The organism is Stenotrophomonas sp. DDT-1, from assembly GCF_001580555.1.
Classification (GTDB): domain Bacteria; phylum Pseudomonadota; class Gammaproteobacteria; order Xanthomonadales; family Xanthomonadaceae; genus Stenotrophomonas; species Stenotrophomonas sepilia.
Window position 1 is genome coordinate 1 of the sequence record NZ_LEKR01000028.1, and the last position, 25706, is coordinate 25706.

The following is a 25706-nucleotide window of genomic DNA, read 5'->3' on the forward strand; positions in this document are numbered from 1 at the left end:
CCCACCTCTGACAGATTCCCGCGATCGGGTATATCCACGCCGTGCTTGGATGAAATCTGTCAGATATCGATACCCAACGAGCTGTTCCGACAGATCGCAGAGAACTGTCGAAGGCGGGGTGGGTCCGATTGAGGGGGCGTGAGCCGCATGGATGCGGCGACCGAGCTTACATGGACGTACTTGCAGCGTCCCCCTCAATCGGACCCGCCCCGCCATCCCACGGATCGCACGCTTTTGCCGTTGCCGTTGCCGTTGCTCCAAGCAGGTGCAGGGCGCAGCCCTGCCGAACAACCTTTACCTCAACTGGCTGTCCTTGCTGCCACGCCGGTTGTAGCCGGCATGCGCCTGTTCTTCGTCGTCATGCGCCTGCTGGCACGCCACGCACAGCCGGACACCGGGCACGGCCTGGCGCCGCGCCAACGGGATCGGCGCGCCGCATTCCTCACAGTGCTCCAGACCCGGGCCCTCGCGCAGCTGGCGCCGCGCGCGGGCGATCGCATCGTCGACGGTGGCGTCGATCTGGTCCTGGACCGCGCCGTCTCCCGCCCAACCGGTAGCCATGGCCATCCTCCGCAGGTGTGTCGCCTGATATGGAGACAATACACCCCGGCAAAAAGGCACGCCTTAATGTAGAGCCGAGCCACGCTCGGCTGCTCTTCAGGAAGACGAACAGAGCGCGGATGGGTACGATCAAGCCGATTGCGACTTAATCCCCTCCGTCCCCTTTTTGCTTACCAGATCAGGTCGTCCGGCACCTGGAACTGGGCGTAGTAGGCGTCGTCCTCGGCGTTGCCGGTGGAGATCTCGGCGGTCGAGCCCGGCTGGCCGTGGTCGACGATGATCGCCTCCGGGGTCCGCTCGCGTACCTTCTCGGCGGCGGCGCGCGGCAGCAGGGCGTAACCCTCGCCATTGGCGACGATGACCAGCACGCCCACCGACAGCGCCTTGCGCAGCTTGGGGTCGATCAGCAGGGTGCGGATCGCCGCGCCATCGCTGAAGCGATACTCGTCATCGCCCTTGTGGGGCACGGCATGGGCCGCGATGATCTGCTTCGCCTGCGCCTTCTGTTCCGCCTGCCTGGCCTGGGCATTGCGCTCGGCGGCCAGCGCACGGTCGCGCTCGACCTTCTCGGCACGGGCACGTTCAGCCTCACGCTGGACCTCGGCCGAGGCCGATTCGCCCTTGCCCTGGCGGGCCTTGGCCTGCTCCCGCGCGGCGGCGCTGGCCTGCGACTTCTTGGCCAGACCGGCCTTGAGCAATTGTTCCTGCAGCGCGTTGGGCTTTGCCATGGTCGGTACGTACCGCGTGTAATCTTGGATGCTTCCATTCTACCGACGCCCCGCCGCCCCTGCATGGCAGTCCTGAAGTACCTCACCGGCTACCCCGAACCCCTGGTCGCCCAGGTCAGCGAACTGCTGGCGCAGGGCAAGCTCGGCCCCTGGCTGCAGCAGCGCTATCCCGACCCGCACGAGGTGCGCAGCGACCGCCAGCTGTACGACTACACCCAGGCGCTGAAAGATCGCTACCTGCGCAAGTCGGTGCCGCTCAACAAGGTCTGCTACGACAACACCCTGGAAGTGATCAAGCACGCGCTGGGTACGCATACCGCCATTTCCCGCGTGCACGGCAGCCGCCTCAAGGCCAGCCGCGAGATCCGCATCGCTACGGTATTCCGCCAGGCGCCAGCGGCGTTCCTGCGCATGATCGTGGTGCATGAGCTGGCCCACCTGAAGGAAGCCGACCACAACAAGGCCTTCTACCAGTTATGCCAACACATGGAACCGGATTACCTGCAGCTGGAGTTCGATACCCGTCTGTACCTGACCGAGCTGGCCAACCGCAGCCAGCGCTGACCGGCCGCAGCAGCTACACTGCGCGCCCCCTGCCCGACCTGCCCGCCATGGAACCGATCCGTCTCGACAAACGCCTGTCCGCCCTGCTCGGCATCCCCCGCGGCGAAGCGCGGCGCTATATCGAAGGCGGCTGGGTCACGGTCAACGGCGAAGTGGTGGAACAGCCGCAGCGCCCCGTTGATGACAGCGTGGTGATCGTCGTGGCCGAGCAGGCCAGCGATGAAAAGGCCGAGCGGGTCAGCATGCTGCTGCACAAGCCGGCCGGCGTTGCTGCTGAGACCCTGTGTGCGCTGGTCAGCAGTGACAGCCGCAGCGAACTTGATGCCAGCGACATCCGTCCGTTGCAGCGCCATTTCCACGGCCTGCAACTGGCCGCTGCCCTTCCGGCCAGCGACAGCGGCCTGGTGGTGATCAGCCAGGACCCGGCCACGCTGGCCCATCTACAGCGCAATCTGGGCCGCACCGAACAGGAATACCTGATCGAAGTGGCCGAAGGCGGCCCCGAGCGAGGACCGTGGCTGCTGGCGCGGCTGCAGCAGGAATCCGGCGGCGCCAAGGTCAGCTGGCAAAGCGAGCAGCGCCTGCGCTTTGCCGGCAAGGGGCTGACCGCCAAGGGCCTGCGCGTGGCGGTGACCGCCGCCGGGCTGCAGGTGCTGGCCGTGCGCCGACTGCGCATCGGCCGCGTGGCATTGGGGCCGCTGCCGCCGGCGCAGTGGCGTTACCTGGGCAGCGACGAGCGGTTCTGAGGCCTGCGGGTCAGGGCCCTTTCCTGCGGAAACGGGTCCGCCCCCATTGTGACGCCCCCGGGGTCGGATCCGTTGCCGAAGGCAAGCGCGCTGATGCCCTATCGATCCTGCAGGCATTCCTTCACGCAGGGCGTGGATCTACCATCGAGGCATGAGCCTGCCCATGCCCCTGTGGCGACGCCTGTTGCGCGTCGGTGCAATCATCCTCGCCGCGCTGTTGCTGCTGGTCCTGTCCGGGCTGCTGCTGGCCGACCATCTCACGCCACAGGCACAGGGCGCGCCCTCGCATGTACTGCCACTGCAGCCGGCGCAGACCCGCATCGACCAGCAGATCGTGCCGCTGCAGGACGCGCATCCCGGGCAATCAGGCGTAGCGTTCCTCAGTGATGGCATGGATGCCTTCGCCGCGCGCGCGATGATCACCGCGCACGCTGGCCGCAGCCTGGACCTGCAGTACTACATCTGGCACGACGACCTGATCGGCCACCTGATGGCCAAGGCGCTGCATGACGCCGCCGAGCGCGGTGTGCGCGTGCGCATCCTGCTCGATGACATGAATGCCAAGGACAAGGACGCGCTGATGATGGCGCTGGACCGGCACCCCAACATTGAAATCCGCCTCTACAACCCGTTCCGCAACCGGACCGGCATCCTGCGCATGGTGGAGATGGTGCAACGCTTCTTCAGCGTGAACCACCGCATGCACAACAAGAGCTGGATCGCCGATGGCCGCGTCGCGATCGTCGGTGGCCGCAACATCGGCGAGGAGTACTTCAGCGCGCGCACCGATGTGAACTTCCAGGATCTGGACCTGCTGGTCGCCGGCCCTGCCGTAGAACAGGCCAACCGGATCTTCGACAACTACTGGAACAGCGAGGCCGCCATTCCGGTATCCGCGCTTGCCTTCCATACCGATGCGCAGCTGCGCCTGCTGGTGCGCGAATCGGATCATGAGGCGCAGCGGGACGTGGCCCGGCCCTACCTCGCGCGCGTGGCCGAATCACGCCAGCGGCAGCGCCCGAGTCCCGAGCCATTGCACTGGAGCAGTGCAGTGCGCATCGTCTCGGACCCGCCGATGAAGCATCGCAGGGATGATCGCGCTGCCTGGCTGGTATCGACCCTGATCAGCGAGCTGCAGGCCGCCCGGCACAAAACGTTGTTGATCTCGCCCTACTTCGTGCCAGGCAACGAAGGCCTGGATGGCTTTTCGGCCATGGCCGGGCGGGGCGTGCAGGTCGGCGTGGTGACCAACTCACTGGCTGCCAACGACGTCGCCGCCGTGCACGGCGGCTACATGAGCTACCGCGTGCCGTTGCTCGAAGCGGGCGTCCACCTGTACGAACTGAAGGCGCAGGGTCAGTCCGGCGATGCCGGCATGTTCGGCAGCAGCGGCGCGAGCCTGCACACCAAGGCGTTCGTGGTCGACGACCGCCGCGGCTTCGTCGGCTCGTTCAACCTCGACCCGCGCTCGGCCTACCTCAACACCGAAATGGGCGTACTGTTCGACGACCCGGTGCTGGGGGCGCGGCTGCGCGATGAGTACCTGCGCCTGGCAGACCCCAGGCATAGCTGGTGGCTGGCGCTGGACGACCGTGGCCGGTTGCGCTGGCTGGAGCGCGAGCCGCCACCGCACTGGGTCGAGGCCGAGCCAGGGGCAACGGCGCGCAAACGCTGGCTGTCGCGGGTGATCAGCTGGCTGCCTGTCGAATCGCAGCTGTAGCACTCAGGCCGCCGGGCCGGCCTGGTCCTGTCCGGCCTCATCCAGCGTTTCCACGCTGCGCCCATGCAGGCGCCGCCAGATCCAGCGCAATGCATGCGGCGGCGCTGAAGGCAGCTGCTCCAGCAGCGCCAGCATGCGGCTCTGGCTGGCATGCCCATGGCGGCACAACAGGCTGGCCGCTGCGGCGGCGCTGGCCAGGCGCAGGCTGTCGGCCAGCGCCCCTTCTGCATCCACGGCCAGGGCCTGGTGAACCGGCTCAGGCAGCTCCCATGCGGCGGCCACCCGCTGCGCCAACGGTAACGACCACTGCTGCAGCAGCTGCAGGGCCAACGCCGGCTCCACGTCCTCGCCGCGGGCCTGCGCTTCCTGCAGCAGCTGGCGCATTACCAGTGACGCGCCCAGTCCCTGCACCAGGCCCAGCCACTGCGCAGCGAAGGCATCACCGAAGGTGACCGTACGTGCGTGATCGGCGGCCGCGCGCGAGGCCAGCAGCGCGTGCTCCCAGATGATCGCGCTGAACTGCGGGAACACTTCGCACTGCACCTGCATCACCGGCTGCACCAGTACCGCGCTGATGATCTGCCGCACGCCTTCGGTACCCACCAGTGTCACCGCCCGCTGCAGGCTTTCAACCGGGCGCTCATGCACCTTGTAGGCCGGGCTGTTGGCGATGCGCAGCAGGTTGCCGGTCAGTACCGGGTCCTGGCCGATGATCGCGGCCATCACCCGCGCTGAGGCGGCATCGTCGTTGACGGTCTGGATCAGCTGCGGCAGCAGTTGCGGCCGGCGGGGCAGCTGCCTGGCCGCCCAGTTGCGGTCCTGCAGCGCGCGCGCCACCGCCTCGCCCAGCCCTGCGGCCTGCACCGGCGTGGATTCACCGGCCAGACGCGGGTACAGGGCCAGCGCATGCAGGCCACGTTGCAGATGTGCAGCGATCTCGGCCGGGGGCAGCGCCTCGCCCTGCAGGCTCGCCGCTGCGGCGGCCACCGCCTGGCGGGACGCAGCAACCAGCCGCGACGGTGCCGTCCCGGTCGAACGCGCCAGCCAGCCGCGCAGCGATCGCCACCAGGCCGCTGTCATCGCCGCCTGCCCTGTCGTTGTGGTGCCCTTGCCGTCACTGACCGCCTGCCTCTTCACGCGAATCCGGCCACCCGCCGTCGTCGCAGCATCGGCCGCATTTTCATCTTCTTTAACTGCAAGGCATGCGATGTCGACGGCACCGGCCGGGGGAATGGACTAGAATGGCGCCGCGCGACCCGTCCCCCAGCCATGACGACGTCGCTTTTTTTGTTTTGGGACCCTACCGTTCACTGGCCGTTCGCTGCAGTTCGCCGCTGTTCGCGCCATCGGAGACGCCATGCTATTCGAAACCCTCGCCACCACCGGCCACGAACAAGTGGTGTTCTGCCACAACCACGATGCCGGCCTGCAGGCGATCATCGCCATCCACAACACCACCCTGGGCCCGGCCCTGGGCGGCGTGCGCATGCGTCCGTATGCCAGCACCGACGAGGCGCTGGCCGACGTGCTGCGGCTGAGCCGGACGATGACCTACAAGAATGCGCTGGCCGGCCTCAACGTCGGTGGTGGCAAGGCGGTGATCATCGGCGACCCGAAGGTGGACAAGACTGAAGTACTGTTCCGCGCCTTCGGCCGTTATGTCGACTCGCTGGGAGGGCGCTACATCACCGCCGAGGACGTCGGTACCGACGTCAACGACATGGAGAACATCTACCTGGAGAGCCAGTTCGTGACCGGCGTGCACCAGGTCCATGGCGGCTCCGGCGATCCGGCCCCGTTCACCGCCTACGGTGCGCTGCAGGCGCTGATGGCGGCGATGCGCTTCAAGTTCGGCCATGAGGAAGTGGGCAAGACCAGCATCGCAGTGCAGGGCCTGGGCCACATCGGCATGGAGCTGGTCAAGCTGCTGCGCGATCGCGGCGCCAAACTGTATGTCACCGACCTGGACAGCGCGCTGGTTGATCGCGCGGTCAGCGATTTCGGCGCCGAAGCGGTCAAGCCGGACGAGATCCACGAAGTGAACGCCGATGTGTTCGCACCGTGCGCGCTGGAAGGCGCGATCAACGCCGACACCCTGCCGCGGATCAAGGCGAAGATCATCTGCGGTACCGCCAACAACCAGCTGGCGAGCCTGGAAATCGGCGATGAACTGCATGCGCGCGGCATCCTGTATGCACCTGACTACGCGGTCAACGCGGGCGGCGTGATGAACGTGTCGCTGGAGATCGATGGCTACAACCGCGAACGCGCGATGCGCCTGATCCGCAGCATCTACCACAACCTCACCCGCATCTTCGAACTGTCGCAACGCGAGAACATCGCGCCGCAGCGGGCAGCCGACCGCATCGCCGAAAGCCGTATCCTGTCGATCGGCAAGCTGAAGATGCCGCTGGGCCGCAGCACCCCGCGCCTGGGCAACCTGCGCGGCGGCTGAGCCTGCCGATGTCGCGCCGGGCCTTTCGACCCGGCGCGACCGCCCGTTCAGAAGCCGGTGCTGTAGCGCAACGCCGCCTGGCGCGCGCCTTCGCCTCCGACGCGCTGGTCAAAGCCCAGGCTCAGGCGGCCGTTGCGGCCCCACCACGACTCCAGCGCCACGCCGAACAACGCACTGCCTCGCGGCGCGTTCCAGCCCGCCAGTGGCGCCCATGCATCAACGCCGACGAAACTGGCCTGCCAGTCCGCATCGGCACCGTCGAGCCGCTGCTGCCATTCGGCATGCCCGCGCAGGGTCCAGCGCCCCCAGCCACGTTCGCCGCGGATACCGGCCAGCATCTGGCTGCGCTGTACGCGGTTGGCATCGCCACGCAGGCCGAAGCCGAACCCGCCCAGTTCGTTGAAGGCATCGGTATCCACGCGCGTCGTGCTGGCGCCCAGATACGGGGTCAACGACGCACCCGCGTTGCCGAAGCGATAGCCGGCTTCGACACTGGCACTGCTGAAACGTCCGCCGTAACGTGCAGAGACACCGTAGGCGCCGGCGCCCAGCAGCAACTGGCGATCCAGCGCACGGGTGAACTGGCCGCTGCCGACCTGCGCCAGCGCATAGCCCCGGCCCAGGTTCCAGCCGGCGTACAGCTGCGCCTGCGCCTGGCGATCACGCCCACGATCACCGCCGAAGCCACTGCCACCATTGCTGCGGGTTTCGCCGAAGGCCACACCCATCAGCCCATTGCTGCCCAGCGGCAGGTCCTGGCCGGCCATCCAACCACGGCTGTCGGCGGCATTGCCGGCGAAACTGCCCTGCCCGGCTTCGCCGAGCGCGCTCTGCCAGGCCCCGCGCAGGCGCGGCGCCGCCTGCACGCGATCGAAGCGCTCGGCGATCGCGCGGCGTGACATGTCGATGCTGTCGAAGGTGGCCGACTCGGCCCGCGCATGCGCCTGTCCGGACAGGCTCTGCAAACTGGCCTCGAGGCCTTTGCTGCCACCGCCGGTCCACTGCAGCGCACCGGCGGCCGTACCGAAGGCCGAGCCCTGCAGCGTCGTATCGCCATCAAGCGCGCTGAACGCACTGTCCACGCGTTGCGCAGCCGACTGCGCCGAGGCCGTGAGCCCGGTCGCTGCCGCCGTGACGCTGACCTGGGTCAGGTTCAACCAAGCGTTGTTGCTGTCATAGCCATAGCTGCTCTGCAGCAGCGACAGGCCCTGCAGGCCGCTGGAGGTGGCCGGGCTGCTGAAGGTGCCGTTGAGGCCGCCGGCGGCGTGGATCAGGTCCTGGCGGCTGCCGTTCTGCGGCACATAGCCGGAGACGAAGCCGTGCACGCGCACGCCCCCGTTGATCGTGGCGTTGCCGGTGACCTGCAGCGCATTGGCACCCAGTGCGATCATCAGCTGTGCACCGGCCTGCTGGGTGTAGTTGCCCTCGATGGTGCCGGTGGTGTTGCCGGTGGTGAGGAACACGCTGCTGCCGTTGACCACATTGCCGATCACGCGCGGCGTACCGCCATTGAACTGCAGGCCGGTCGAATCCGGATCGGGCTGCGCCAGGATCGTCACGTTGGAGCGGATCACGCTGCCGTTCTGCAGTGACAGGATGCCGCGCTCGATGCGGGTGGCGCCGCTGTAGCTGTTGTTGCCACCCAGCACCAGGGTTCCCCCGCCCTGCTTGACCAGGCCACCGCTGCCGACGATGTCGTTGCTCCACAGCGAGCCACTCGATGGCGCATCGACATTGGCCACCACATCGCCCCAGTCGAAGCGCCCCGGCCCCTTGATCGCCCGCGAGATGTCGAGCAGGCCGTAGCCGAACACCGCATCCACGCCGGGCGCACCGATGTCCTTGGCGGTGCCCAGCAGGGTCTGCCGCACCAGGTTGTTGTCGAAGTACGGGTAGCGCTGCCAGACCAGGGCGGCGGCGCCGGAAATCAGCGGGGCGGCAAAGGACGTGCCGTAGTTCCAGTAATAGCTGCCGCCGTTGGCATCGGGATAGACCGCGCTGCCCGGCGCCGCCAGGCAGTAGCGCGCGGCCTGGCCGCAGGCATTGGCGTAGCTGGCCAGCGTGCCCGGTGCATACGGATCCACCGCAGTGGCCACCAGCCAGCCGCGCTCCAGATCGGCCGCTGGCAGCGAGCCGGCAACGCCCAGCTGGCTGGGCAGCGCGGCCAGACTGCTCGGCTCGGGGCGCGCATCGTTGCCGGCCGCGAACACCACCAGGCCGCCATGATTGATGACGAACGGCCGGTACTCGGCCGCCACCTGCGCGGTGGTCGGCAGGTCGGTCCAGTACAGGCCGCCCCACGAATTGTTCATCACCTTCACGTCGTAGCTGATCAGGTCCTGGTGGACCTGCGCCACGCCCAGTGGGCCGCTGAAGGAATTGCCCTTGCCGCTGCCGTCATCGACGGGCGGCTTGTCGGCGATGATCCGCGCCGAAACGATCTGTGCGCCGGGGGCGATGCCGCCCGGCCAGGACCCCACCGGAGCACCCGCGGCCAGGCTGGCCACCGCCGTGCCGTGACCCACCACGTCGTCCACCTGCAGGTTGTTGCGGGCGGGGTCGATGTAGTTGAGGTTGGCGACCACGCGCCCGTTCAGCGCCACTGCGTTGCGCTGCACGCCCGAATCGACGATGCCGATGCGCACCCCCTGCCCGGTCAGGCCGGCGGCCTGTGCGGCACGCGCATTGGTCACGGACAGGTGCGCGTCGAAGGCCGGCTCCTGCGGCTTGGCCGGAGGCGGGGTGGTCGGCGGGGGCGTGGTCGGGGGCGTCGGGGTGGTCGGGGGTGGATCGATGCGGACATTGCCGCCGCCTCCGCCGCCACCACATGCCGTCAATGCCATCGCCAGCGCCGACGCCAGCGCCGACCTCACCATCATCGTGCGTTCCATCGATTCCTTCCCATGAACGTTGGCCTGCCTACATCCCGGCAGGCGTGCGGTGCCGCCCAGCGGCGGCCCTCCCCGACCCTCTATACTTGGGTCGACCCCCACGCAGTCTGCCGGGAAATCGCGGCGCTTCCAACGTCTTCGGTCTCCTTTCCGAACATTGCTTACGCATCAACGAGATTGCCATGTCCAACATCGTCATCGCCGCCGCCAAGCGCACCGCCATCGGCTCCTTCCTCGGCCAGTTCAACGGCGTGCCGACCCCGACCCTCGGCGCGGCCGCCATCGCGGCCGCCCTGGAACAGTCGGGCGTGCCGGCCAGCGACGTCTCAGAAGTCCTCATGGGCTGCGTGCTGCCGGCCAACCTCGGCCAGGCGCCCGCCCGCCAGGCGGCGATCGCCGCCGGCATTCCGCTGTCGACCGGTGCCACCACCCTCAACAAGGTGTGCGGCTCGGGCATGAAGACCATCATGCTCGGCCATGACCTGATCAAGGCCGGTTCGGCCAGCATCGTGGTTGCCGGCGGCATGGAATCGATGTCCAACGCCCCGCACCTGCTGCCCAACTCGCGTACCGGCAACCGCTTCGGCAACTTCCAGGCGATCGACCACATGGCCCACGACGGCCTGGTCAACGCCTACGATGGCAAGGCCATGGGTGAATTCGCCGAATGCGCCGTGGACAAGTACCAGTTCAGCCGCGAGGAACAGGACGCCTATGCGATCGAATCGGTCAAGCGCGCACAGGCCGCACAGGCCAATGGGGCATTCGCCGACGAGATCGTCGCGGTGAAGGTCGCCACCCGCAAGGGTGAGGTCGAGGTCGCCACCGACGAGCAACCCGGCCGCTCCGACATCGCCAAGATCCCGACCCTGCGCCCGGCCTTCAAGAAGGACGGCAGCGTCACCGCCGCCAGCTCCTCCAGCATCTCCGACGGCGCCGCTGCGGTGGTCCTGCTGACCGAGGAAGACGCCAACGCACGTGGCATTACCCCGCTGGCGCGCATCGTCGGCCACGCCACCCATTCGCAGGAACCGGAGTGGTTCACCACCGCCCCGATCGGCGCGATCCGCACGCTGCTGGCCAAGACCGGATGGTCGCTGGACCAGATCGACCTGTTCGAAATCAATGAGGCCTTCGCCGTGGTGGCGATGGCACCGATGCGTGAACTGGGCATCCCGCACGACAAGCTCAACGTGAATGGCGGGGCCTGCGCACTGGGCCATCCCATCGGTGCCTCCGGTGCACGCCTGGTGGTGACCTTGGTCAACGCCCTGCGCACGCGCGGTGGCAAGCGCGGCATTGCCACCCTGTGCATCGGTGGCGGTGAAGCAACAGCCATCGCCATCGAATTGATTTAAAAAGATTTAACGACGATTTCGCAAAAATGAATGCGGGATCGCTTGACACCCAATCTTGGCTTGTCATCATGTTGTCGGCGCGCAGCATGCGCGTTGCCTAATTCTAACGACGAGGATTTACACAATGAGCATCAACAAGCTGCTGGTCGCGATGTCCCTGGCTCTGGCCCTGGCCGCCTGCTCGAAGCAGGAAGCTGCCCAGGACGCCGCTGCTTCGGCCAACGAAGCCGCCACCGAAGCCCAGGCTGCTGCCGACCAGGCCGCCGCTGCCGGCGCCCAGACCGCCGACGCTGCCCAGCAGGCTGCCAACACCGCCGCCACCGCTGCTGACGCTGCGACCGACGCTGCTGCCAACACCGCTGCTGCCGCGACCGACGCTGCTGCTGGCGAAGCCAAGGACGCTGCCAAGGCTGCCGAAGCTACCGCTGAGCAGGCCAAGGACGCTGCTGAAGAAGCCAAGAAGTAATAACTTCTTTCTTCAGGCTGTTCTGGAAAAGCCGCTGGTTCGCCAGCGGCTTTTTCTTTGGCCTGCTGCCTGCGCGCGCCTCGGATCGCGACCCCGTCTTCACAACGGCATGAATAGGCTGGCGTCCCCATCCATTGCAGTACCGGAGACCGCCATGAAGATTCGCCCGATCACCACCACGCTGCTGGCCGCCTCCCTGCTGCTGGCCCTGGCCGCCTGCAAGGGTCCGGAAGCCGAACAGGCCAAGCAGGACGCGCAGCAGGCCGCCGACAGCGCCGGCGCTGCCGCCCGTGACGCCGTGGACAGGGCCGCCGAAGCCACCCGCAACGCTGCCGACAAGACCGCTGCCGCTTCCGAGCAGGCCGCCGCCGATACCCAGCAGGCATTGGACAAGGCCGCAGACGCCACCGCAAACGCCGCAGACAAGGCCAAGGTTGCGGCAACCGACGCCGCTGCACATGCCAGCGACGCCACTGCGGACGCCGCACAGAAGGTTGCTGACAAGGCCCGTGATGTCGCCAATGACGCCAAGGCGAACGCCGCCAAGGAAGAAGCCAAGCACTAAGGCGTACCGGCAACCGGGCATCGGCTCGGCGCCACAGGAAAAGCCGCGGCACTGCCGCGGCTTTTCTGCTTTTCGCTCTCTGCTCTTTCGGTTGATTCCGTGCTGGACGCGTACGGAAAGTGTCCAAGGACGCGCGGGTAGCTTGCGCAGGGGCGTAAGCGCCATGGATGGCGCGCCCGCGCCTACAAGGACGTATTCACGGCGCCCGCGCGACCTACCCGCGCGGCCCACCCATCAGTATCAGCGGCCACCACGAGGGGCTTCGCCGTTGGCCGCCCCTAAGGCAGCGCGCGCGCCAGCATTGCCGACAGATCCACACCCGCCGGCAGCGTCCCGAACACCAGCCCATGCTGCCCTTCCAGCCGGCTGCGCACGAACGCTTCAGCCATTGGACTGCCCGCCCGCAACATCAACGCTGCCTGCAACAGCAGCGCAGTGCGCTCGCAGAAAAGCCTCGCCTGCGACTCATCCGGTGCCGGTGCCGCTGCCCAATGCTGCAAAGCCGCTGCGTAGCGCGCATCACGATCGGCCACCGCTGCCAGCTCGGCGCGCAGCGCCGCCAGTGCCTCCGGTTCACGTGCCAGCGCGCGCAGTACGTCCAGGCACTGGATGTTGCCACTGCCTTCCCAGATCGAATTCAACGGCGCCTGCCGGTACAGCCGCGGCAGCATCGATTCCTCCACATAGCCTGCGCCGCCGAGGCATTCCTGCGCTTCGTTGACGAAGGCCGGCGCGCGCTTGCACAGCCAGTACTTGCCCAGCGCCGTTCCCACCCGTGCCAGCGCAGCTTCGTTGGCATCCACGCCTGCGCGATCCACCGCGCGTGCGATGCGCATCGAAAGTACCGTGGCCGCTTCCGATTCCAGTGCCAGGTCGGCCAGCACATTGGTCATCAACGGGTGCTCGACCAGCAGCTTGCCGAAGGTGCGGCGATGGCGTGCGTGGTGCAACGCCTGCGCCAACGCCATGCGCATTTCCGCCGCTGCGCCCAGCATGCAATCCAGGCGGGTCATCATCACCATGCCGATGATGGTGGCCACGCCACGCCCCTCCTCGCCCACCCGCCATGCCTGCGCGCCGCAGAACTCGACTTCGCTGGAGGCATTGGCCCAATCGCCGAGCTTGTCCTTCAACCGCATCAGGCGGAACGCGTTGCGGTCACCGTCGGCCAGCCGGCGCGGCATCAGCAGGCAGGTCAGTCCTCCCGGCGCCTGCGCCAGCACCAGGAAGCCATCGCACATCGGTGCGGAAAAGAACCACTTGTGGCCGACAAGGCGATAGCGCTCACCATCGATCGGTTCGGCGCGCGTGCTGTTGGCGCGCACATCCGAGCCGCCCTGCTTCTCGGTCATGCCCATGCCCAGGGTGATGCCGGCCTTGTCAGCTACCGGCACGTCGCGCGGGTCATAGACCGGCGCTGCGGCCTTGCGTGCCCACTCGGCCAGATGCGGCTGCGTGTGCAGCACCGCTACTGCTGCATGGGTCATCGTCAAGGGGCAACTGGTGCCGGCCTCGGCCTGGTGGTGCAGGTAGCTCAACACCGCACGCGCGACGTGCGCGCCGGGTTGCGGTTCGTGCCAGGACAAGCCGGCGACACCGTGCGATTTCGCCGTTTCCATCAACTGGTGATAGGCCGGGTGGAACTCCACCGTATCGATGCGATGACCCTGTGCATCATGCGTGCGCAGGCGTGGGCGATCGCGGTTGGCATCGAAGCCGAGCCGGTACAGCTCGTCGCCGGCCAGCGCGCCATAGACCGCCAGGCGTGGCGCGAAGCTGCCAGCGCCTTCGCGCTGCACGGCTTCCATCAGCGCCACGTCGTCAGTCCACAACTGGCGCCCCGCGAACGGTGGCGGCTGGTTCAACACCACATGGGTTTCGTAGGGCGCGTCGCTGCTGAAGCTCGGTCCACTCATCCGGTCCATCCTGGCGGCAAGAGGTATGCGGTCCGATTGTGCCGCATGACTTGCCAAGCCCGTGTTCAGGCCGGTTCTCGCCCTGTGCACGAGCGGCAGGCCACAGTGACCGCATGGCAGCCAACGACGATCTGGTGGTGTTGCGCCCGGAAGGGCTGTACTGCGCCGCCGGCGATTTCCACATTGATCCCTGGCGACCGGTAGCGCGCGCGGTCATCACCCATGGCCACGGCGATCACGCCCGCCCGGGCATGGGCGAGTACCACTGCAGCGAAGGCAGCCTGCCGATCCTGCGCTGGCGCCTGGGCGATGTGCCGGTGCAGGCGCACGTCGAGGGCGTGCCGTTCCGCCTGGGCCGGGTACAGGTATCGCTGCATCCAGCCGGTCACGTCCTGGGATCTTCGCAGGTGCGCATCGACGACGGGCGGCAGGTCTGGGTCGCCTCCGGCGACTACAAGCGGCAGCCTGACCCAACCTGTGCGCCGTTCGAAGTAGTGCCCTGCGATACCTTCATCACCGAAGCCACCTTCGCCCTGCCGATCTACCGCTGGCCAGACACGCCGGCAGTCGCTGCTGAGATCGTGGCGTGGCGCCGCGAATGCGAACAACGCGGCGAGGCTGCGATCCTGCTGTGCTATGCGCTGGGCAAGGCACAGCGGGTGCTGGCAGAGCTGCGGCCACTGGACGATCGGCCGGCCTGGCTGCATGGCGCCATCGCCAATGGCGTGGCGGTGTACCGGCAGGCCGGCGTACCGATGCTGGAGACGCTCACCGTAGCCGAACAGGGCCGCCAGCCCGATGCCGCCGGCCAGTTGATCCTCGCCCCGCCCTCAGCTGCGGGCACGCCCTGGATGCGCCGCTTCGGCCGTCACCAGCTGGGCTTCGCCTCGGGCTGGATGCAACTGCGCGGCAACCGCCGCCGCCGCAACGTTGATCGTGGCTTCGTCATTTCCGACCACGCCGATTGGCCAGCACTGCTGCAGACGATCGAACAGACCGGCGCGCAGCGTGTGATCGCCACCCATGGCAATACCGATGCGTTGATTCCGTTCCTGCGCGAACGCGGCGTGGCTGCCGAAGCCTTCCGTACCGATTTCGGGAGCGAGGAATGAAGGCCTTCGCAGCGCTCTACCAACGCCTGGACCGCAGCACTGCCACGCTGGACAAGCGAGCGGCACTGGTCGATTACTTCGGCCAGGCAGGCGCGCACGATGCGGCGTGGGCGCTGTACCTGCTCAGTGGTGGCAAGGTGGGCGGCGCGCGCAGGAAGATCGCCGCCAGTGGCGAACTGCGCGCCTGGATTGCCGAGGAATCAGGGTTGCCACCGTGGCTGGTGGAGGACAGCTATGCGCAGGTGGGTGACCTGGCCGAAACGCTGACCCTGCTGCTGGACGACCCACCGAACCCCTCGCCTGACCGGCCCCTGGCCGAATGGATCGAACAGCACCTGCTGGCGGTGGCCAACCAACCCGAGGCGATGCGCCGTGCGGCAGTCGTGGCCGGCTGGCAGCAGCTGTGCAGCAGCGAACGCCTGGTGTTCAACAAGCTGCTGACCGGCGCCCTGCGCGTTGGCGTCTCGCAACGACTGGTGCAGCAGGCGCTGGCCGAATGGTCCGGCCTGGACATCGCACGCATCGCCCAGCGCATGCTGGGCGAGTGGGTGCCCTCGCCCGGGCTGCTGGCCCAGCTGCTGTCGCCGGATGAGCTGCCGCTGGACCGGCAGCAGCCCTACCCGTTCTTCCTCGCCTCGCCACTGGAGGGCAACCCTGCCGAACGACTTGGCGCGATCGATGACTGGCTGCTGGAATGGAAGTGGGATGGCATCCGCCTGCAGCTGCTGCGCCGGCGCGGCGAGGTCGCCTTGTGGTCACGCGGCGAAGAGCGGCTGGATGGCCGCTTCCCCGAGATCGAACAGGCGGCGATGGCGCTTCCCGATGGCTGCGTGCTCGACGGCGAGCTGCTGGCCTGGGACGAAGCCGCGGACCTGCCGCGTGCCTTCACCGCGCTGCAGACGCGCATCCAGCGCCGAAAACCCGGTGCGGCCACCCTGCGCAACACGCCGGTGCGGGTGCTCGCCTATGACCTGCTTGAACTCGATGGCGTCGACCTGCGCGAACGTCGGCTGCAGCAGCGGCGCGCGCGGCTCGCCGAGGTCGTCGGTGCACTGAACGATGCACGGATCCAGCTCTCACCCGGCGTTGACGCCGACGACTGGCTTCAGGCGGCGGCAATGCGCGACGTGGCACGCGAACGCGGCGTGGAAGGACTGATGCTGAAGCGGCATGCCTCGCCCTACCAGGCCGGACGCCGCCGTGGTGACTGGTGGAAATGGAAGGTCGATCCGCTCACCATCGATGCGGTGCTCCTGTACGCGCAGGCCGGCCATGGGCGGCGCAGCACGCTGTACACCGACTACACCTTCGGCGTCTGGGACGGCGACACGCTGGTACCGGTCGCCAAGGCCTATTCGGGCCTGGATGACAAGGAAATCCTCGCGCTCGATCGCTGGATCCGCGCCAACACCCGCGAGCGCTTCGGCCCGGTGCGCAGCGTTCGCGCCGAACACGTCTTCGAGCTGGGCTTCGAGGCGGTCAACCGCAGCAGCCGGCACAAGTCGGGCATCGCTGTGCGCTTTCCGCGCATCCTGCGCTGGCGCCACGACAAGCCCGCCAGCGAAGCCGATCAGCTGGCCACGCTGCAGGCATTGGCACGATGAACCGCAGCCAGGCACTGCGCCGGCTGGAAGACTGGTTCGCGTCCAGAGGCTGGCGCTCACTGCCGTTCCAGCGCGCGATGTGGCGTCACTATCTCGCCGGCGAATCCGGACTGCTGCACACGCCCACAGGCAGCGGCAAAACACTGGCGATGTTCGGAGGGCCGCTGCTGCAGGCCATGATCGACCCGCCGCCCTCCCCCCGCCGCGCCAGCGCGGTACGCCCGCTGCAGGTGCTGTGGGTGACCCCCTTGCGCGCCTTGGCCAGCGACACCGCGCGCGCGCTGCAGACCGTGGTCGATGGGCTGGGGCTGGGTTGGCGTGTCGGCCTGCGCAGTGGTGACGCCAGCAACCGCGAGCGGCGCCAGGCGCGCGAAGGCCGCATCGACGTACTGGTGACGACGCCGGAATCACTGGCGCTGCTGCTGAGCTATCCAGATACGCTGCCGCGCATGCAGCGGCTGCGCTGCGTGGTGGTGGACGAATGGCACGAACTGCTGGGAAACAAGCGCGGCGTCCTGCTGCAGTTGAACCTGGCGGTGTTGCGCGATACCACGCCGGCATTGCAGCTGTGGGGACTGTCAGCCACCCTGGGCAATCTGCAGGAGGCGCGCGACGTGCTGCTGCCCGGGCGACCGGAAGCACCTATCGTGCAGGGCGTACGACCGCGCCCACTGAGCGTGCGCAGCCTGTTGCCAGACCCCGGCGAGCGCTTCCCATGGACGGGGCATCTGGGCCTGGCACAGCTGCCACGCGTGCTGGAGGCACTGATGCAGGCACGCAGCAGCCTGCTGTTCACCAACACCCGTGCACAGGCGGAACTGTGGCATCAGGCGCTGGCGGCGGTCTGGCCGGAAGAACCGGACACGCTTGCGCTGCACCACGGCTCGCTGGATCCGGCGCTGCGCCAGCAGGTGGAGGATGGCCTGCGCGCGGGCGCGCTGCGCTGCGTGGTTGCCACCTCCAGCCTCGACCTGGGTGTCGACTTCCCCGAGGTTGCGCAGGTCCTGCAGCTGGGCAGCCCGAAGGGCGTGGCGCGCCTGCGCCAGCGCGCCGGACGCGCACGCCACCGCCCGGGTGCCAGCGGCGCCATCCTGTGCGTGCCCAGCCATGCGCTGGAACTGGCCGAGTACGCTGCGGTGCGCCGTGCCTTGGCTGAAGGTGTGGTCGAAGCGCGCAGGCCGCCGACGCTGTCGCTGGATGTGCTGGCCCAGCACGCGGTCAGCCGCGCACTGGCGGGCGGCTTCGACAGCACTGCGCTGCTGGCACAGGTCCGGCGTACCCATGCCTTCGCGTCGCTCGGCGACGACCAGTGGCAGGCCGTGCTCACGTTCATCGTGCAGGGCGGGCAGGCGTTGGCCCAGTACCCCGATTTCCACAAGGTCGTGCGAGATGCCGATGGGTGGTACCGCATGCACGACCGCCGCCAGGCGCTGCGTCATCGGCTGTCGATCGGCACCATCAGCAGCGATGGCAGCGTGCGCGTGCAGTTCCTGCGCGGCGGCAGCCTGGGCGCCGTGGAGGAGCAGTTCGCCAGCCGCCTGCGCCGTGGCGACCGCTTCCAGTTCGCCGGGCGCCTGCTGGAGCTTGTGCAGCTGCGCGACATGACCGCCTTCGTGCGGTTGGCACGAGGGCGCGGAGACGGTGTCGTGCCACGCTGGCAGGGAGGCCAGTTGCCGCTGTCGATGCCACTCGGACGTGAGCTGGAGTGGGTACTGTCCGGTGCTGACGACAGCGCCGAATCACGCTGGCTGTCGCCCTTGCTGGCACTGCAGCAACAGTTGTCGGCGCTTCCCGGCCCGGGCCACCTGCTGGTGGAAGAGGTGCGGCGTCGCGAAGGCCAGTTCCTGTTCGTCTATCCCTTTGCCGGCCGCCACGTGCATGAGGCGCTGGCCGCCCTGCTGGCGCTGCGCTGTACCCGCCGGCAGCGCAACAGCATCGGCTATGCGGTGAACGATCACGGCCTGGTGCTGGCACCGGCACAGGCTATCGATCTGGACGCGGCGCAATGGCGGGCGCTGTTCGCCTCCGATCAGCTGCTGGATGACCTGCGTGCTGCGGTGAACCTGGGCGAGCTGGCGCGTCGCCAGTTCCGCGGCATCGCACGCGTCGCCGGCCTGCTGGTCCCCAGCCTGCCCGGTGGCATGCCACGGGCACTGCGCCAGCTGCAGGCGTCCGCGGGACTGCTCTACGACGTACTGCGCGAGCACGACCCGGATCACCTGCTGCTGGCGCTGGCGGAACAGGAAGTGCTGAATGACAGCCTCGACATGCCGGGGCTGCAACAGGTACTGGCCAGGATTCGGATGCAGACCCTCTCGGTGCAGCGCCCGGCGTCACTGACGCCGTTGGGTTTCCCGCTGTGGGCCGAACGCCTGCGCGGGCAGTTCAGCAACGAAGACTGGCGTACCCGGGTGCAACGCGTGGCCCAGCAACTGGAGCGTCGGCATGGCCGATGAACTGCCGCTGCTGCGCGCAGGCGAGCCGCTGGTGCTGCTTGGCGCGCGTGCACTGTACTGGCCCGCGCGGCAGGCACTGCTGCTCGCCGACCTGCACCTGGGCAAGGCCGATGTCTTCCGCCGCGCAGGCATCGCGCTGCCCGGCGGCGGTACCGGCAAGGACCTGCAACGCCTGCAGGGGCTGCTGGACGCGCGTGCCTGCCGCGAGGTGTGGATCCTGGGCGACATCCTGCATGGCCCGGCGCATCGTGCTGCGTGGTACCAGCAATGGCTGGGATGGCGCGAACGCAATGCCGCACTGGACGTGCATGTCCTGCGCGGAAATCATGACCGGCAGCTGCCGCATGCCGAGCTGCAGGTGCAGATCCACGACGAAGTACGGTTGCCACCGTTCCTGCTTCGGCATGAGCCGGTGCCCGATGCGGAGCTGCATGTGATCGCCGGGCATCTGCATCCACAGATCGCTTTGCCTCCGTTGCGGCGGCGCTTCCCCGCGTTCTGGCTGCGTGACAGGATGACGCTCCTGCCGGCCTTCTCCGCGTTCACCGCCGGAATCGTTCCTGTTCCCGCTGCCGGCGAACAGATGGTCGCCTGCGTGGACAACGGCCTGGTGGCACTGCCCCTGGCTTGAATCAGGCCGGACGGATATCCAGCTGCGGCATCAGCTGGAACTCAGGCGTGTCCTCTTCCCGTCGCCGCGGCAATGCCTGGATCGCCGCCAGCATCTCCTGCGCGCAGGTGCGGATGCGCGTGTGGTGCTCAGGCGACGCATGACTGATCAGGCTGCCGACATGGAACTCGAACACGTCCTCCAGTACGTCGGGCTGGTCTTCGTGCAGCATCTGCAACAGACCGCGCAGCTTGCAGATTTCCGATTCCAGCTCCTCGACCGCGAACAACATGGCATCCTCCTCTTCGACAACAGGCGGCACATCCGGGCCGCAACAGGCCGCGACGGCAGCGCCTCCCGGGCCACGCGCGATGTTGATCACGGAAAGGAAAACGGGCGACGCGCAATCGCGTGCAACCTACTTGTCGCATATGCGCAGTGAGGCAACCGTTAATTCACGTGACGACGCGTTTCACGCAGTGGCTGTGATCGCGTTGATGCGAGGCACCTGCGCCGCAGTGGCCAGCGCGTCGACGAAAGCCGGATCCAGCGCGAGCGAACCGAACCAGCCATGCTGGGTACCGCTGAGCACACGCAGCATGTGACCACGTCCACCCGGCAGGCGCCCCATCGGGCCGAGCAGCACGTCGCGCGCTTTGGCCCAGGCATCGCGATCGGACTGGAACAGCGGCGTCAGCCAACGGCTCCAGCGCTGGTAGACCGCAACGTGTGCCCTGCGCTGCGCCTGGTAGGCCTGCAATGCCGCGGCACCGCCACCATGCGCGCGCAAGGCATCGCGCAGCGCCAGCGCATCGAGCAGCGCCATGTTCACGCCCTGGCCCAGCTGTGGGCTCATCGCATGCGCGGCATCGCCGGCCAGCACCATGCGGCCGTGATGCCAGCGCGTCATCACCGCGTCGCGGTAGACGGCCCGTGCCAGCTGGCCGGCATCACGCAGATGCGCGAAGCGTGCACTGGCCTGCGGCCACAGCGCATGCAGTTCGTCCAGCCAGGGCGTCATGCCGTCGGCCTGCCAACGTTCGAAATCGGCGCGTGGCAGGCTCCAGAAAAAGCTCAGGCGCGGCGTGTCATCACCGGGCCGCGTACCGACCGGCAACAGCCCGATCATCTTGCGCGCGGCCACGTAGCGCTGCCGCAGCTCCTGCAGGTGTGGCCAGTCTTCGGCCGGCAACAGGCACCACAGCGCACCCCACGGATACACGCGATCCAGTCCGTTACCGTCTTTGATCGCGCCGCGCAGCGTCGAGGCCGCACCATCGGCGGCCACCACCAGGTCGAACGCACCGTGCAGGCGCCCTTCGCTGTCACGCAGGCGGCCGTGCTCGGCATCCACTGCGGCGATGCTGACGCCGGCATGCAGCTGGCCCGCACCTGCACGCGCATCATCCAGCAACGAGAACAGGGCGCCGCGCTGCATGCCAAGGCCGTGCAGGCGCGCGTCCAGGCCGGCGTAGCGCATGTCCATCACTGCGCGTTCGCACGGCGTATCGCCGTACAGGCGATGCACCGGCGCGGCATGCGCGCGCACGGCGTCAAGCAGGCCCATCTGCCACAGCACCTGCAGGCCGCTGGGCTGCAGCAGGAAACCGGCGCCAACCGGTCCCGGCGTGGGCACACGTTCGAAGATCTCCACCTCGTGGCCATCACGGGAGAGCAGGATGGACAATGCCTGTCCAGCGGTGCCGTAGCCGATCACGGCGATGCGCAGTCGTTCCTTCATGGGCGCATTGTGCCCGAGCGCAAATCCGGATGCCCAGCGGGGCCTCCGCCCACGGCAGCGCAATTCTTGTCGCAGCGCAAAAAAAACCCCGCCGGAGCGGGGTTTTCAACGCACTGTCGAGTGGATCACTCGGCCGGCGTGATGTTCGAAGCCTGGGCGCCCTTCGGGCCCTGGGTCACGTCATAGGTGACACGCTGGCCTTCCTGCAGGCTGCGGAAGCCCTTGGAGTTGATGGCGGAGAAGTGCGCGAACACGTCGGCGCTGCCATCCTCCGGCGAGATGAAGCCAAATCCCTTGGCGTCGTTGAACCACTTGACGGTACCGTTCGGCATGGTGATGCGAGACCTTATGCAATGAATGGGTGGTGTACGCTGAACCCGCGCACAAGCTGAGTATGCAAAGCTTGCTCGGGGAAGACAATCACCCCCGCGCCAATTCGCCCACCAGTTCCGGAAGTCCGTTGCTGGCCGCCTGCACATTGGCCAGCACTTCGGCCATCGTAATCTCCTCGCCATCACCGCAGCCGGCGGCCCAGTTGGCGATGATCGCCAGGCAGGCATAATCCAGCCCCAGCTCCCGCGCCAGTGCGGCTTCCGGCATGCCGGTCATGCCCACCAGATCGCAACCGTCGCGGCGCATGCGGGCGATTTCGGCGATCGTTTCCAGGCGCGGGCCCTGCGTTGCGCCATAGCAGCCACCGTCATGGACCGTGACACCGGTCACTTTGGCTGCCGCCAGGATCTTGTTGCGCAGCATCGGCGTGTACGGATGGCCGAAATCGACGTGGACCACGTCGGAGCCTTCTTCTTCACAGATCGTGCTGATGCGGCCCCAGGTGTAGTCGATGATCTGGTCCGGGCAGGCGAGCACGCGCGGACCGAAGTTCTCGGTGATGCCACCCACCGTGTTCAATGCCAGCACCCGCTGCGCGCCCAGCTGCTGCAGCGCAGCCAGGTTGGCGCGGTAGTTGATCTTGTGCGGCGGCAGCGAATGCCCCTCGCCATGCCGCGCCAGGAACGCCACGCGATGGCCGAGCAGCGTGCCCACGCGCACCGGGCCCGATGGGCGGCCGAAGCGGGTGTCGACCTCGTGGGTCTGCACGTCGTCAAGCTTGGCCAGGTTGTAGACACCGGTACCGCCGATCACGGCCAGGGCGATCTGTTGCATTCGAAGCACTCCATGAAAAGACGAACGCCGGCACCCGAGGATGCCGGCGATGGAAAAGACGCGCCGCGGGCGGCCGCGCCGTTATTCCTTCATTGCGTAGATGGCCGGCACGCAGCGCAGGGTTTCGTTGACGTCCATGCCGAAGCCGAACACGTAGCGGTCCGGCAGCTCGATGCCCGCGTAATCGGCGGTCACGTCAGGCAGCGCACGGTCGTGCTTCTTCACGGTCATCGCAGCGATGCGCACATCGGTCGCGCCCTGCTCCAGGCACCAGGTGCGAACGCCCTGCAGGGTGTAGCCCTCGTCGAGGATGTCGTCGACCAGCAGCACGCGGCGGCCGAACAGCGAGGTGGCCGGCTTGTGCTTCCAGACCAGGTCACCGCCGGTGGTTTCGCCGCGGTAGCGGGTGGCGTGCAGGTAATCGAACTGCACGTCCTGGCCGCGCGCGCCCAGTTCCAGCGCCAGCTGGCCGGCGAACGGCAGCGCACCATGCATGATCGACAGGAACAACGGCACCTCGCCCTTGTAATCGCGCGCGATGGCGTCGGCGATAGCAGCGATGGCCTTGTCGATGGTGGGGCGGTCGACCAGCAGGTCAGCCTGGGCCAGGGCCTGGGAAATGGTGAGGTTGGGCATCAGACGGTTCTTCCAAGGGTTTCAAGCAGACGGGATTGGGTGTCGCCATGGCGGGCATCGGCCAGCAGGCCGTCCCAGCCGAGCGCGCCGCGGCCGAGCAGGCCCAGCAGCGCAGCAGTATTGAGGGAGCGTCCCTGCACCGCATGCAGGGCTTCATCGACCAGTTCCGGATGGCAGACCAGCACCACGTCGCAGCCGGCGTCCAGGTGCGCGTGCACGCGTGCCGGCACGCCGCCGGCGCTGTGCGAGGCGGCCATGCCGATGTCATCGGAGAACACCACGCCGCGGAAGCCGAGTTCGCCGCGCAGGATGTCCTGGATCCAGCGTGGGGAATAGCCGGCGGGCTCCGGTGCCACCTGCGGATAGATCACGTGCGCCATCATCACCGCATCGGCACCGGCGGCGATGCCGGCCTGGAACGGCACCAGGTCCTGCGCGCGCAGTTCGTCCAGCGCGCGTGGATCGATCGCGGTATCCACGTGGGTGTCTTCCAGCACGGTGCCGTGGCCAGGGAAATGCTTGAGCGTGGCGGCCATGCCGACCGCGTGCATGCCGCGCACATAGGCTGCGGTGAACGCGGCCACGACCTGCGGGTCTTCACTGAAGGCGCGGTTGCCGATGGCGCGGTTGCCGCGGCCAAGGTCGACCACCGGGGCGAAGCTGAGATCCAGGCCGCTGGCGCGGACTTCACTGGCCATCAGCCAGGCGTGCTGCTCGGCCAGCGCCAGGGCCTGCTGCGGGTCGGTGGCGTACAGGGCACCAATGTCCTGCAGCGGCGGAAGATCGCTGTAGCCCTCGCGGAAGCGCTGTACGCGGCCGCCCTCCTGGTCCACGCAGATCAGCTGCGGGCGCGGGGCAGCGGCACGGATGGCCGCGCTCAGATCGGTCACCTGCTGGCGCGAGGCGAAGTTGCGCTTGAACAGCACCACTCCGGCCACGGCGTCGTGCTGCAGCCAGTCACGTTCCTGGGCGGTCAGTTCGGTGCCGGCAACGCCGATCAGCAGCATGGTCGATCTCCACAACGCGCGCCCGCATGGCGCAGTGCCGCATTGTCGCAGAACCGGCCGACAGGCGCAGTGGTCAGAAAAAGGAGCCGGTCAGACCTTGCAGCTGTCCGGGCCGCAGGCCTCGTCGCCGTCAGCCGGGGTGGCCGGGGCGCCCTGTTCGGCCGCGATCTGCTGCAGGGCCTGGGCGAACGCTTCTGGCGGCTGGGCCCCGGAAATCGCCCACTTCCCATCGATGACGAAGGTCGGCACCGAAGAAATGCCCAGTGCATGGGCCTGCGCCAGCTTGGCTTCGACCTCGGCCAGCCCCCGGTCGGAGGCCAGCATCTGCGCGATTTCACCACCGTCCAGGCCGCCCGCCACGCCGGCCTTCACCAGCACTGCGGTATCGGCCAGGTTCTGGCCATGCTCGAAGTGGGCGCGGAACAGCGTTTCACCCACCGCATCCTGCACGCCATGCTGGCCGGCCAGCCACAACACCCGATGCGCCGGCAGTGTGGTCACCCGCACCTGGCCCTGGTTGAAATCCATCGGCAGCCCCTCCGCGCGCGCGGTGGTCTGGGTCTGGCCGAGGATCTGCTCGGTGCGCTCCACGCCCCCGAACTTGCGCGCATAGGCCTCGCGCAGCGGCACCGGGGTGTCGTCCGCATCCGGGTCCAGCTGGAACGGCTGCCAGTGGATATCGAGGTCAGGCGCATTGGCGCCCAGCAACTGCACGCCCTGCTGGAAACGATGCTTGCCAATCCAGCACCAGGGGCAGACCACGTCGGAGTAGATGTCGATTCTCATCCCCACGACATGGGGACCGCCTTCCTCGATAAAAGGGGACGGAGGGGATTAAGTCGCTTTCCGCACAGGCGGGGTAAAGACGACTTAATCCCCTCCGTCCCCTTTTTGGGGGTTCACCACTCTGAATACGGGCGGCTGGCCAGGGCAACGTTGTAGTAGCGGGCGTCATCGGTCACTTCGGCGCCGACCCAGTCCGGCAGGTCGATGGCTTGGTCCGCGCTTTCCAGCTCGACTTCGGCCACCACCAGGCCGGCGTTGTCACCGAGGAACTCGTCCACTTCCCAGGTCAGGCCGGCGTGTTCGACCAGATGGCGGCGCTTGTCGATCAGGCCGCCGACACACAACGCCAGCAGTGCGCGCGCGTCCTCCACGGGGATCGGGTAGTCGAACTCCTGCCGGGTGTGGCCGAGGGTGCGCGACTTCAGGTTCAGCGCGGCGTGGTCGCCTTCGATGCGCACGCGCACCGAGGCGTTCTGGGTGCCGCGGTCGAGCGCGCCCATGTCGTTGATGTAGCCCTGCGCCATCGGGATCACCCGATGCGCGGCGGTGCGCCAGCCATCGCTGCTGACCAGGAATTTGCGTTCGATTTCGATGCCCATGGCGCAATTATGCGCCAC

24 protein-coding genes are annotated in these 25706 nt (G+C 67.8%); 11 read left to right on the forward strand and 13 right to left on the reverse strand.

Going from position 1 to position 25706, the window contains the following annotated elements:
- Nucleotides 1–294: 294 nt before the first annotated feature.
- Both AB839_RS13745 and AB839_RS13750 read right to left on the reverse strand, forming a co-directional pair.
- Complete coding sequence (locus AB839_RS13745) at nucleotides 295–561, reverse strand: DksA/TraR family C4-type zinc finger protein (protein WP_061479821.1); 267 nt, start codon at nucleotides 559–561, stop codon at nucleotides 295–297.
- Between the two features lie 170 nt (nucleotides 562–731).
- Complete coding sequence (locus AB839_RS13750) at nucleotides 732–1289, reverse strand: DUF2058 domain-containing protein (RefSeq protein WP_061479796.1); 558 nt, start codon at nucleotides 1287–1289, stop codon at nucleotides 732–734.
- Nucleotides 1290–1352: 63 nt separating this feature from the next.
- Here AB839_RS13750 and AB839_RS13755 point away from each other — a divergent pair, with 63 nt between their 5' ends.
- The 3 genes from AB839_RS13755 (at nucleotide 1353) to AB839_RS13765 (ending at nucleotide 4319) form a co-directional block, all read left to right on the forward strand.
- Complete coding sequence (locus AB839_RS13755) at nucleotides 1353–1853, forward strand: M48 family metallopeptidase (protein WP_053499398.1); 501 nt, start codon at nucleotides 1353–1355, stop codon at nucleotides 1851–1853.
- Between the two features lie 47 nt (nucleotides 1854–1900).
- Entirely contained in the window at nucleotides 1901–2599 is a 699-nt protein-coding gene (locus AB839_RS13760; protein WP_061479797.1) for an RNA pseudouridine synthase, read from the forward strand.
- A 163-nt stretch (nucleotides 2600–2762) separates the two neighbouring features.
- Entirely contained in the window at nucleotides 2763–4319 is a 1557-nt protein-coding gene (locus AB839_RS13765; RefSeq protein ID WP_241776787.1) for a phospholipase D family protein, read from the forward strand.
- A 3-nt stretch (nucleotides 4320–4322) separates the two neighbouring features.
- Here the strand turns inward: AB839_RS13765 and AB839_RS13770 are convergent, their stop codons facing one another.
- Nucleotides 4323–5399, reverse strand: a complete 1077-nt coding sequence (locus AB839_RS13770) for an HDOD domain-containing protein (RefSeq protein WP_061479799.1) — start codon at nucleotides 5397–5399, stop codon at nucleotides 4323–4325.
- A gap of 277 nt (nucleotides 5400–5676) precedes the next feature.
- On the opposite strand from AB839_RS13770, the gene AB839_RS13775 reads away from it, so the two are divergent.
- Nucleotides 5677–6774 (forward strand): Glu/Leu/Phe/Val dehydrogenase dimerization domain-containing protein, encoded by a 1098-nt coding sequence (locus tag AB839_RS13775; protein WP_049413064.1) that lies wholly within the window; start codon nucleotides 5677–5679, stop codon nucleotides 6772–6774.
- A gap of 47 nt (nucleotides 6775–6821) precedes the next feature.
- Here the strand turns inward: AB839_RS13775 and AB839_RS13780 are convergent, their stop codons facing one another.
- The gene (locus tag AB839_RS13780) at nucleotides 6822–9665 is read right to left on the reverse strand and encodes an autotransporter serine protease (protein ID WP_061479800.1); all 2844 of its coding nucleotides are present in this window, start codon (nucleotides 9663–9665) and stop codon (nucleotides 6822–6824) included.
- Between the two features lie 182 nt (nucleotides 9666–9847).
- Here AB839_RS13780 and AB839_RS13785 point away from each other — a divergent pair, with 182 nt between their 5' ends.
- The 3 genes from AB839_RS13785 to AB839_RS13795 all read left to right on the forward strand — a co-directional run bounded on the left by AB839_RS13785 (nucleotide 9848) and on the right by AB839_RS13795 (nucleotide 12054).
- Entirely contained in the window at nucleotides 9848–11023 is a 1176-nt protein-coding gene (locus AB839_RS13785; RefSeq protein WP_049413060.1) for a thiolase family protein, read from the forward strand.
- Nucleotides 11024–11147: 124 nt separating this feature from the next.
- The gene (locus tag AB839_RS13790) at nucleotides 11148–11489 is read left to right on the forward strand and encodes a hypothetical protein (protein WP_005418203.1); all 342 of its coding nucleotides are present in this window, start codon (nucleotides 11148–11150) and stop codon (nucleotides 11487–11489) included.
- 154 nt (nucleotides 11490–11643) lie between these two features.
- Nucleotides 11644–12054, forward strand: coding sequence for a hypothetical protein (locus AB839_RS13795; protein WP_005418205.1), 411 nt, complete (start codon nucleotides 11644–11646; stop codon nucleotides 12052–12054).
- Between the two features lie 278 nt (nucleotides 12055–12332).
- Here the strand turns inward: AB839_RS13795 and AB839_RS13800 are convergent, their stop codons facing one another.
- Nucleotides 12333–13970, reverse strand: coding sequence for an acyl-CoA dehydrogenase family protein (locus AB839_RS13800; RefSeq protein WP_061479801.1), 1638 nt, complete (start codon nucleotides 13968–13970; stop codon nucleotides 12333–12335).
- Nucleotides 13971–14083: 113 nt separating this feature from the next.
- On the opposite strand from AB839_RS13800, the gene AB839_RS13805 reads away from it, so the two are divergent.
- From AB839_RS13805 to pdeM, 4 genes are read left to right on the forward strand one after another with little or no spacing between them, the layout of a single operon-like run.
- Nucleotides 14084–15082: a ligase-associated DNA damage response exonuclease gene (locus AB839_RS13805; protein WP_061479802.1), complete on the forward strand. Its 999-nt coding sequence runs from the start codon at nucleotides 14084–14086 to the stop codon at nucleotides 15080–15082.
- Nucleotides 15079–16686, forward strand: coding sequence for an ATP-dependent DNA ligase (locus AB839_RS13810; protein WP_061479803.1), 1608 nt, complete (start codon nucleotides 15079–15081; stop codon nucleotides 16684–16686). The genes AB839_RS13805 and AB839_RS13810 overlap by 4 nt, the downstream gene beginning before the upstream one ends.
- Nucleotides 16683–19142, forward strand: coding sequence for a ligase-associated DNA damage response DEXH box helicase (locus tag AB839_RS13815; protein ID WP_061479804.1), 2460 nt, complete (start codon nucleotides 16683–16685; stop codon nucleotides 19140–19142). The genes AB839_RS13810 and AB839_RS13815 overlap by 4 nt, the downstream gene beginning before the upstream one ends.
- Nucleotides 19132–19773, forward strand: a complete 642-nt coding sequence (pdeM, locus tag AB839_RS13820) for a ligase-associated DNA damage response endonuclease PdeM (protein WP_061479805.1) — start codon at nucleotides 19132–19134, stop codon at nucleotides 19771–19773. The genes AB839_RS13815 and pdeM overlap by 11 nt, the downstream gene beginning before the upstream one ends.
- Nucleotide 19774: 1 nt before the next feature.
- On the opposite strand, the gene AB839_RS13825 is transcribed toward pdeM, so the two are convergent.
- The 8 genes from AB839_RS13825 to AB839_RS13860 form a co-directional block, all read right to left on the reverse strand.
- On the reverse strand, nucleotides 19775–20044 hold the full coding sequence (locus AB839_RS13825; protein ID WP_053500349.1) for a hypothetical protein: 270 nt from the start codon (nucleotides 20042–20044) through the stop codon (nucleotides 19775–19777).
- 180 nt (nucleotides 20045–20224) lie between these two features.
- Nucleotides 20225–21493 carry an NAD(P)/FAD-dependent oxidoreductase gene (locus AB839_RS13830; RefSeq protein WP_061479806.1) on the reverse strand — a complete coding sequence of 423 codons (1269 nt, stop codon included), beginning with the start codon at nucleotides 21491–21493 and terminating at the stop codon, nucleotides 20225–20227.
- A gap of 125 nt (nucleotides 21494–21618) precedes the next feature.
- Nucleotides 21619–21825 (reverse strand): cold-shock protein, encoded by a 207-nt coding sequence (locus AB839_RS13835; RefSeq protein WP_005410590.1) that lies wholly within the window; start codon nucleotides 21823–21825, stop codon nucleotides 21619–21621.
- An 88-nt stretch (nucleotides 21826–21913) separates the two neighbouring features.
- A complete protein-coding gene (locus AB839_RS13840) occupies nucleotides 21914–22660 on the reverse strand; it encodes an S-methyl-5'-thioinosine phosphorylase (RefSeq protein ID WP_061479807.1) in 747 nt (248 codons plus the stop codon).
- An 81-nt stretch (nucleotides 22661–22741) separates the two neighbouring features.
- Nucleotides 22742–23296 carry a hypoxanthine-guanine phosphoribosyltransferase gene (locus AB839_RS13845; RefSeq protein WP_005418223.1) on the reverse strand — a complete coding sequence of 185 codons (555 nt, stop codon included), beginning with the start codon at nucleotides 23294–23296 and terminating at the stop codon, nucleotides 22742–22744.
- On the reverse strand, nucleotides 23296–24303 hold the full coding sequence (gene nagZ / locus AB839_RS13850; protein ID WP_061479808.1) for a beta-N-acetylhexosaminidase: 1008 nt from the start codon (nucleotides 24301–24303) through the stop codon (nucleotides 23296–23298). Before nagZ ends, AB839_RS13845 begins: the two co-directional genes overlap by 1 nt.
- A gap of 90 nt (nucleotides 24304–24393) precedes the next feature.
- A complete protein-coding gene (locus AB839_RS13855; RefSeq protein WP_061479809.1) occupies nucleotides 24394–25089 on the reverse strand; it encodes a DsbA family oxidoreductase in 696 nt (231 codons plus the stop codon).
- 113 nt (nucleotides 25090–25202) lie between these two features.
- Nucleotides 25203–25688, reverse strand: a complete 486-nt coding sequence (locus AB839_RS13860) for a CYTH domain-containing protein (RefSeq protein WP_031270571.1) — start codon at nucleotides 25686–25688, stop codon at nucleotides 25203–25205.
- Nucleotides 25689–25706 lie beyond the last annotated feature (18 nt).

Bases quoted from the DNA above. Each gene is read 5' to 3' on its own strand.
- nagZ (WP_061479808.1), bottom strand. From the start codon at position 24,303: ATGCTGCTGATCGGCGTTGCCGGCACCGAACTGACCGCCCAGGAACGT.
- AB839_RS13755 (WP_053499398.1), top strand. From the start codon at position 1,353: ATGGCAGTCCTGAAGTACCTCACCGGCTACCCCGAACCCCTGGTCGCC.
- AB839_RS13795 (WP_005418205.1), top strand. From the start codon at position 11,644: ATGAAGATTCGCCCGATCACCACCACGCTGCTGGCCGCCTCCCTGCTG.
- AB839_RS13825 (WP_053500349.1), bottom strand. From the start codon at position 20,044: ATGTTGTTCGCGGTCGAGGAGCTGGAATCGGAAATCTGCAAGCTGCGC.
- AB839_RS13855 (WP_061479809.1), bottom strand. From the start codon at position 25,089: ATGAGAATCGACATCTACTCCGACGTGGTCTGCCCCTGGTGCTGGATT.
- AB839_RS13805 (WP_061479802.1), top strand. From the start codon at position 14,084: ATGGCAGCCAACGACGATCTGGTGGTGTTGCGCCCGGAAGGGCTGTAC.
- AB839_RS13860 (WP_031270571.1), bottom strand. From the start codon at position 25,688: ATGGGCATCGAAATCGAACGCAAATTCCTGGTCAGCAGCGATGGCTGG.
- AB839_RS13815 (WP_061479804.1), top strand. From the start codon at position 16,683: ATGAACCGCAGCCAGGCACTGCGCCGGCTGGAAGACTGGTTCGCGTCC.
- pdeM (WP_061479805.1), top strand. From the start codon at position 19,132: ATGGCCGATGAACTGCCGCTGCTGCGCGCAGGCGAGCCGCTGGTGCTG.
- AB839_RS13810 (WP_061479803.1), top strand. From the start codon at position 15,079: ATGAAGGCCTTCGCAGCGCTCTACCAACGCCTGGACCGCAGCACTGCC.
- AB839_RS13845 (WP_005418223.1), bottom strand. From the start codon at position 23,296: ATGCCCAACCTCACCATTTCCCAGGCCCTGGCCCAGGCTGACCTGCTG.
- AB839_RS13770 (WP_061479799.1), bottom strand. From the start codon at position 5,399: ATGACAGCGGCCTGGTGGCGATCGCTGCGCGGCTGGCTGGCGCGTTCG.
- AB839_RS13745 (WP_061479821.1), bottom strand. From the start codon at position 561: ATGGCTACCGGTTGGGCGGGAGACGGCGCGGTCCAGGACCAGATCGAC.
- AB839_RS13790 (WP_005418203.1), top strand. From the start codon at position 11,148: ATGAGCATCAACAAGCTGCTGGTCGCGATGTCCCTGGCTCTGGCCCTG.
- AB839_RS13760 (WP_061479797.1), top strand. From the start codon at position 1,901: ATGGAACCGATCCGTCTCGACAAACGCCTGTCCGCCCTGCTCGGCATC.
- AB839_RS13840 (WP_061479807.1), bottom strand. From the start codon at position 22,660: ATGCAACAGATCGCCCTGGCCGTGATCGGCGGTACCGGTGTCTACAAC.
- AB839_RS13800 (WP_061479801.1), bottom strand. From the start codon at position 13,970: ATGAGTGGACCGAGCTTCAGCAGCGACGCGCCCTACGAAACCCATGTG.
- AB839_RS13750 (WP_061479796.1), bottom strand. From the start codon at position 1,289: ATGGCAAAGCCCAACGCGCTGCAGGAACAATTGCTCAAGGCCGGTCTG.
- AB839_RS13765 (WP_241776787.1), top strand. From the start codon at position 2,763: ATGCCCCTGTGGCGACGCCTGTTGCGCGTCGGTGCAATCATCCTCGCC.
- AB839_RS13835 (WP_005410590.1), bottom strand. From the start codon at position 21,825: ATGCCGAACGGTACCGTCAAGTGGTTCAACGACGCCAAGGGATTTGGC.
- AB839_RS13785 (WP_049413060.1), top strand. From the start codon at position 9,848: ATGTCCAACATCGTCATCGCCGCCGCCAAGCGCACCGCCATCGGCTCC.
- AB839_RS13830 (WP_061479806.1), bottom strand. From the start codon at position 21,493: ATGAAGGAACGACTGCGCATCGCCGTGATCGGCTACGGCACCGCTGGA.
- AB839_RS13780 (WP_061479800.1), bottom strand. From the start codon at position 9,665: ATGGAACGCACGATGATGGTGAGGTCGGCGCTGGCGTCGGCGCTGGCG.
- AB839_RS13775 (WP_049413064.1), top strand. From the start codon at position 5,677: ATGCTATTCGAAACCCTCGCCACCACCGGCCACGAACAAGTGGTGTTC.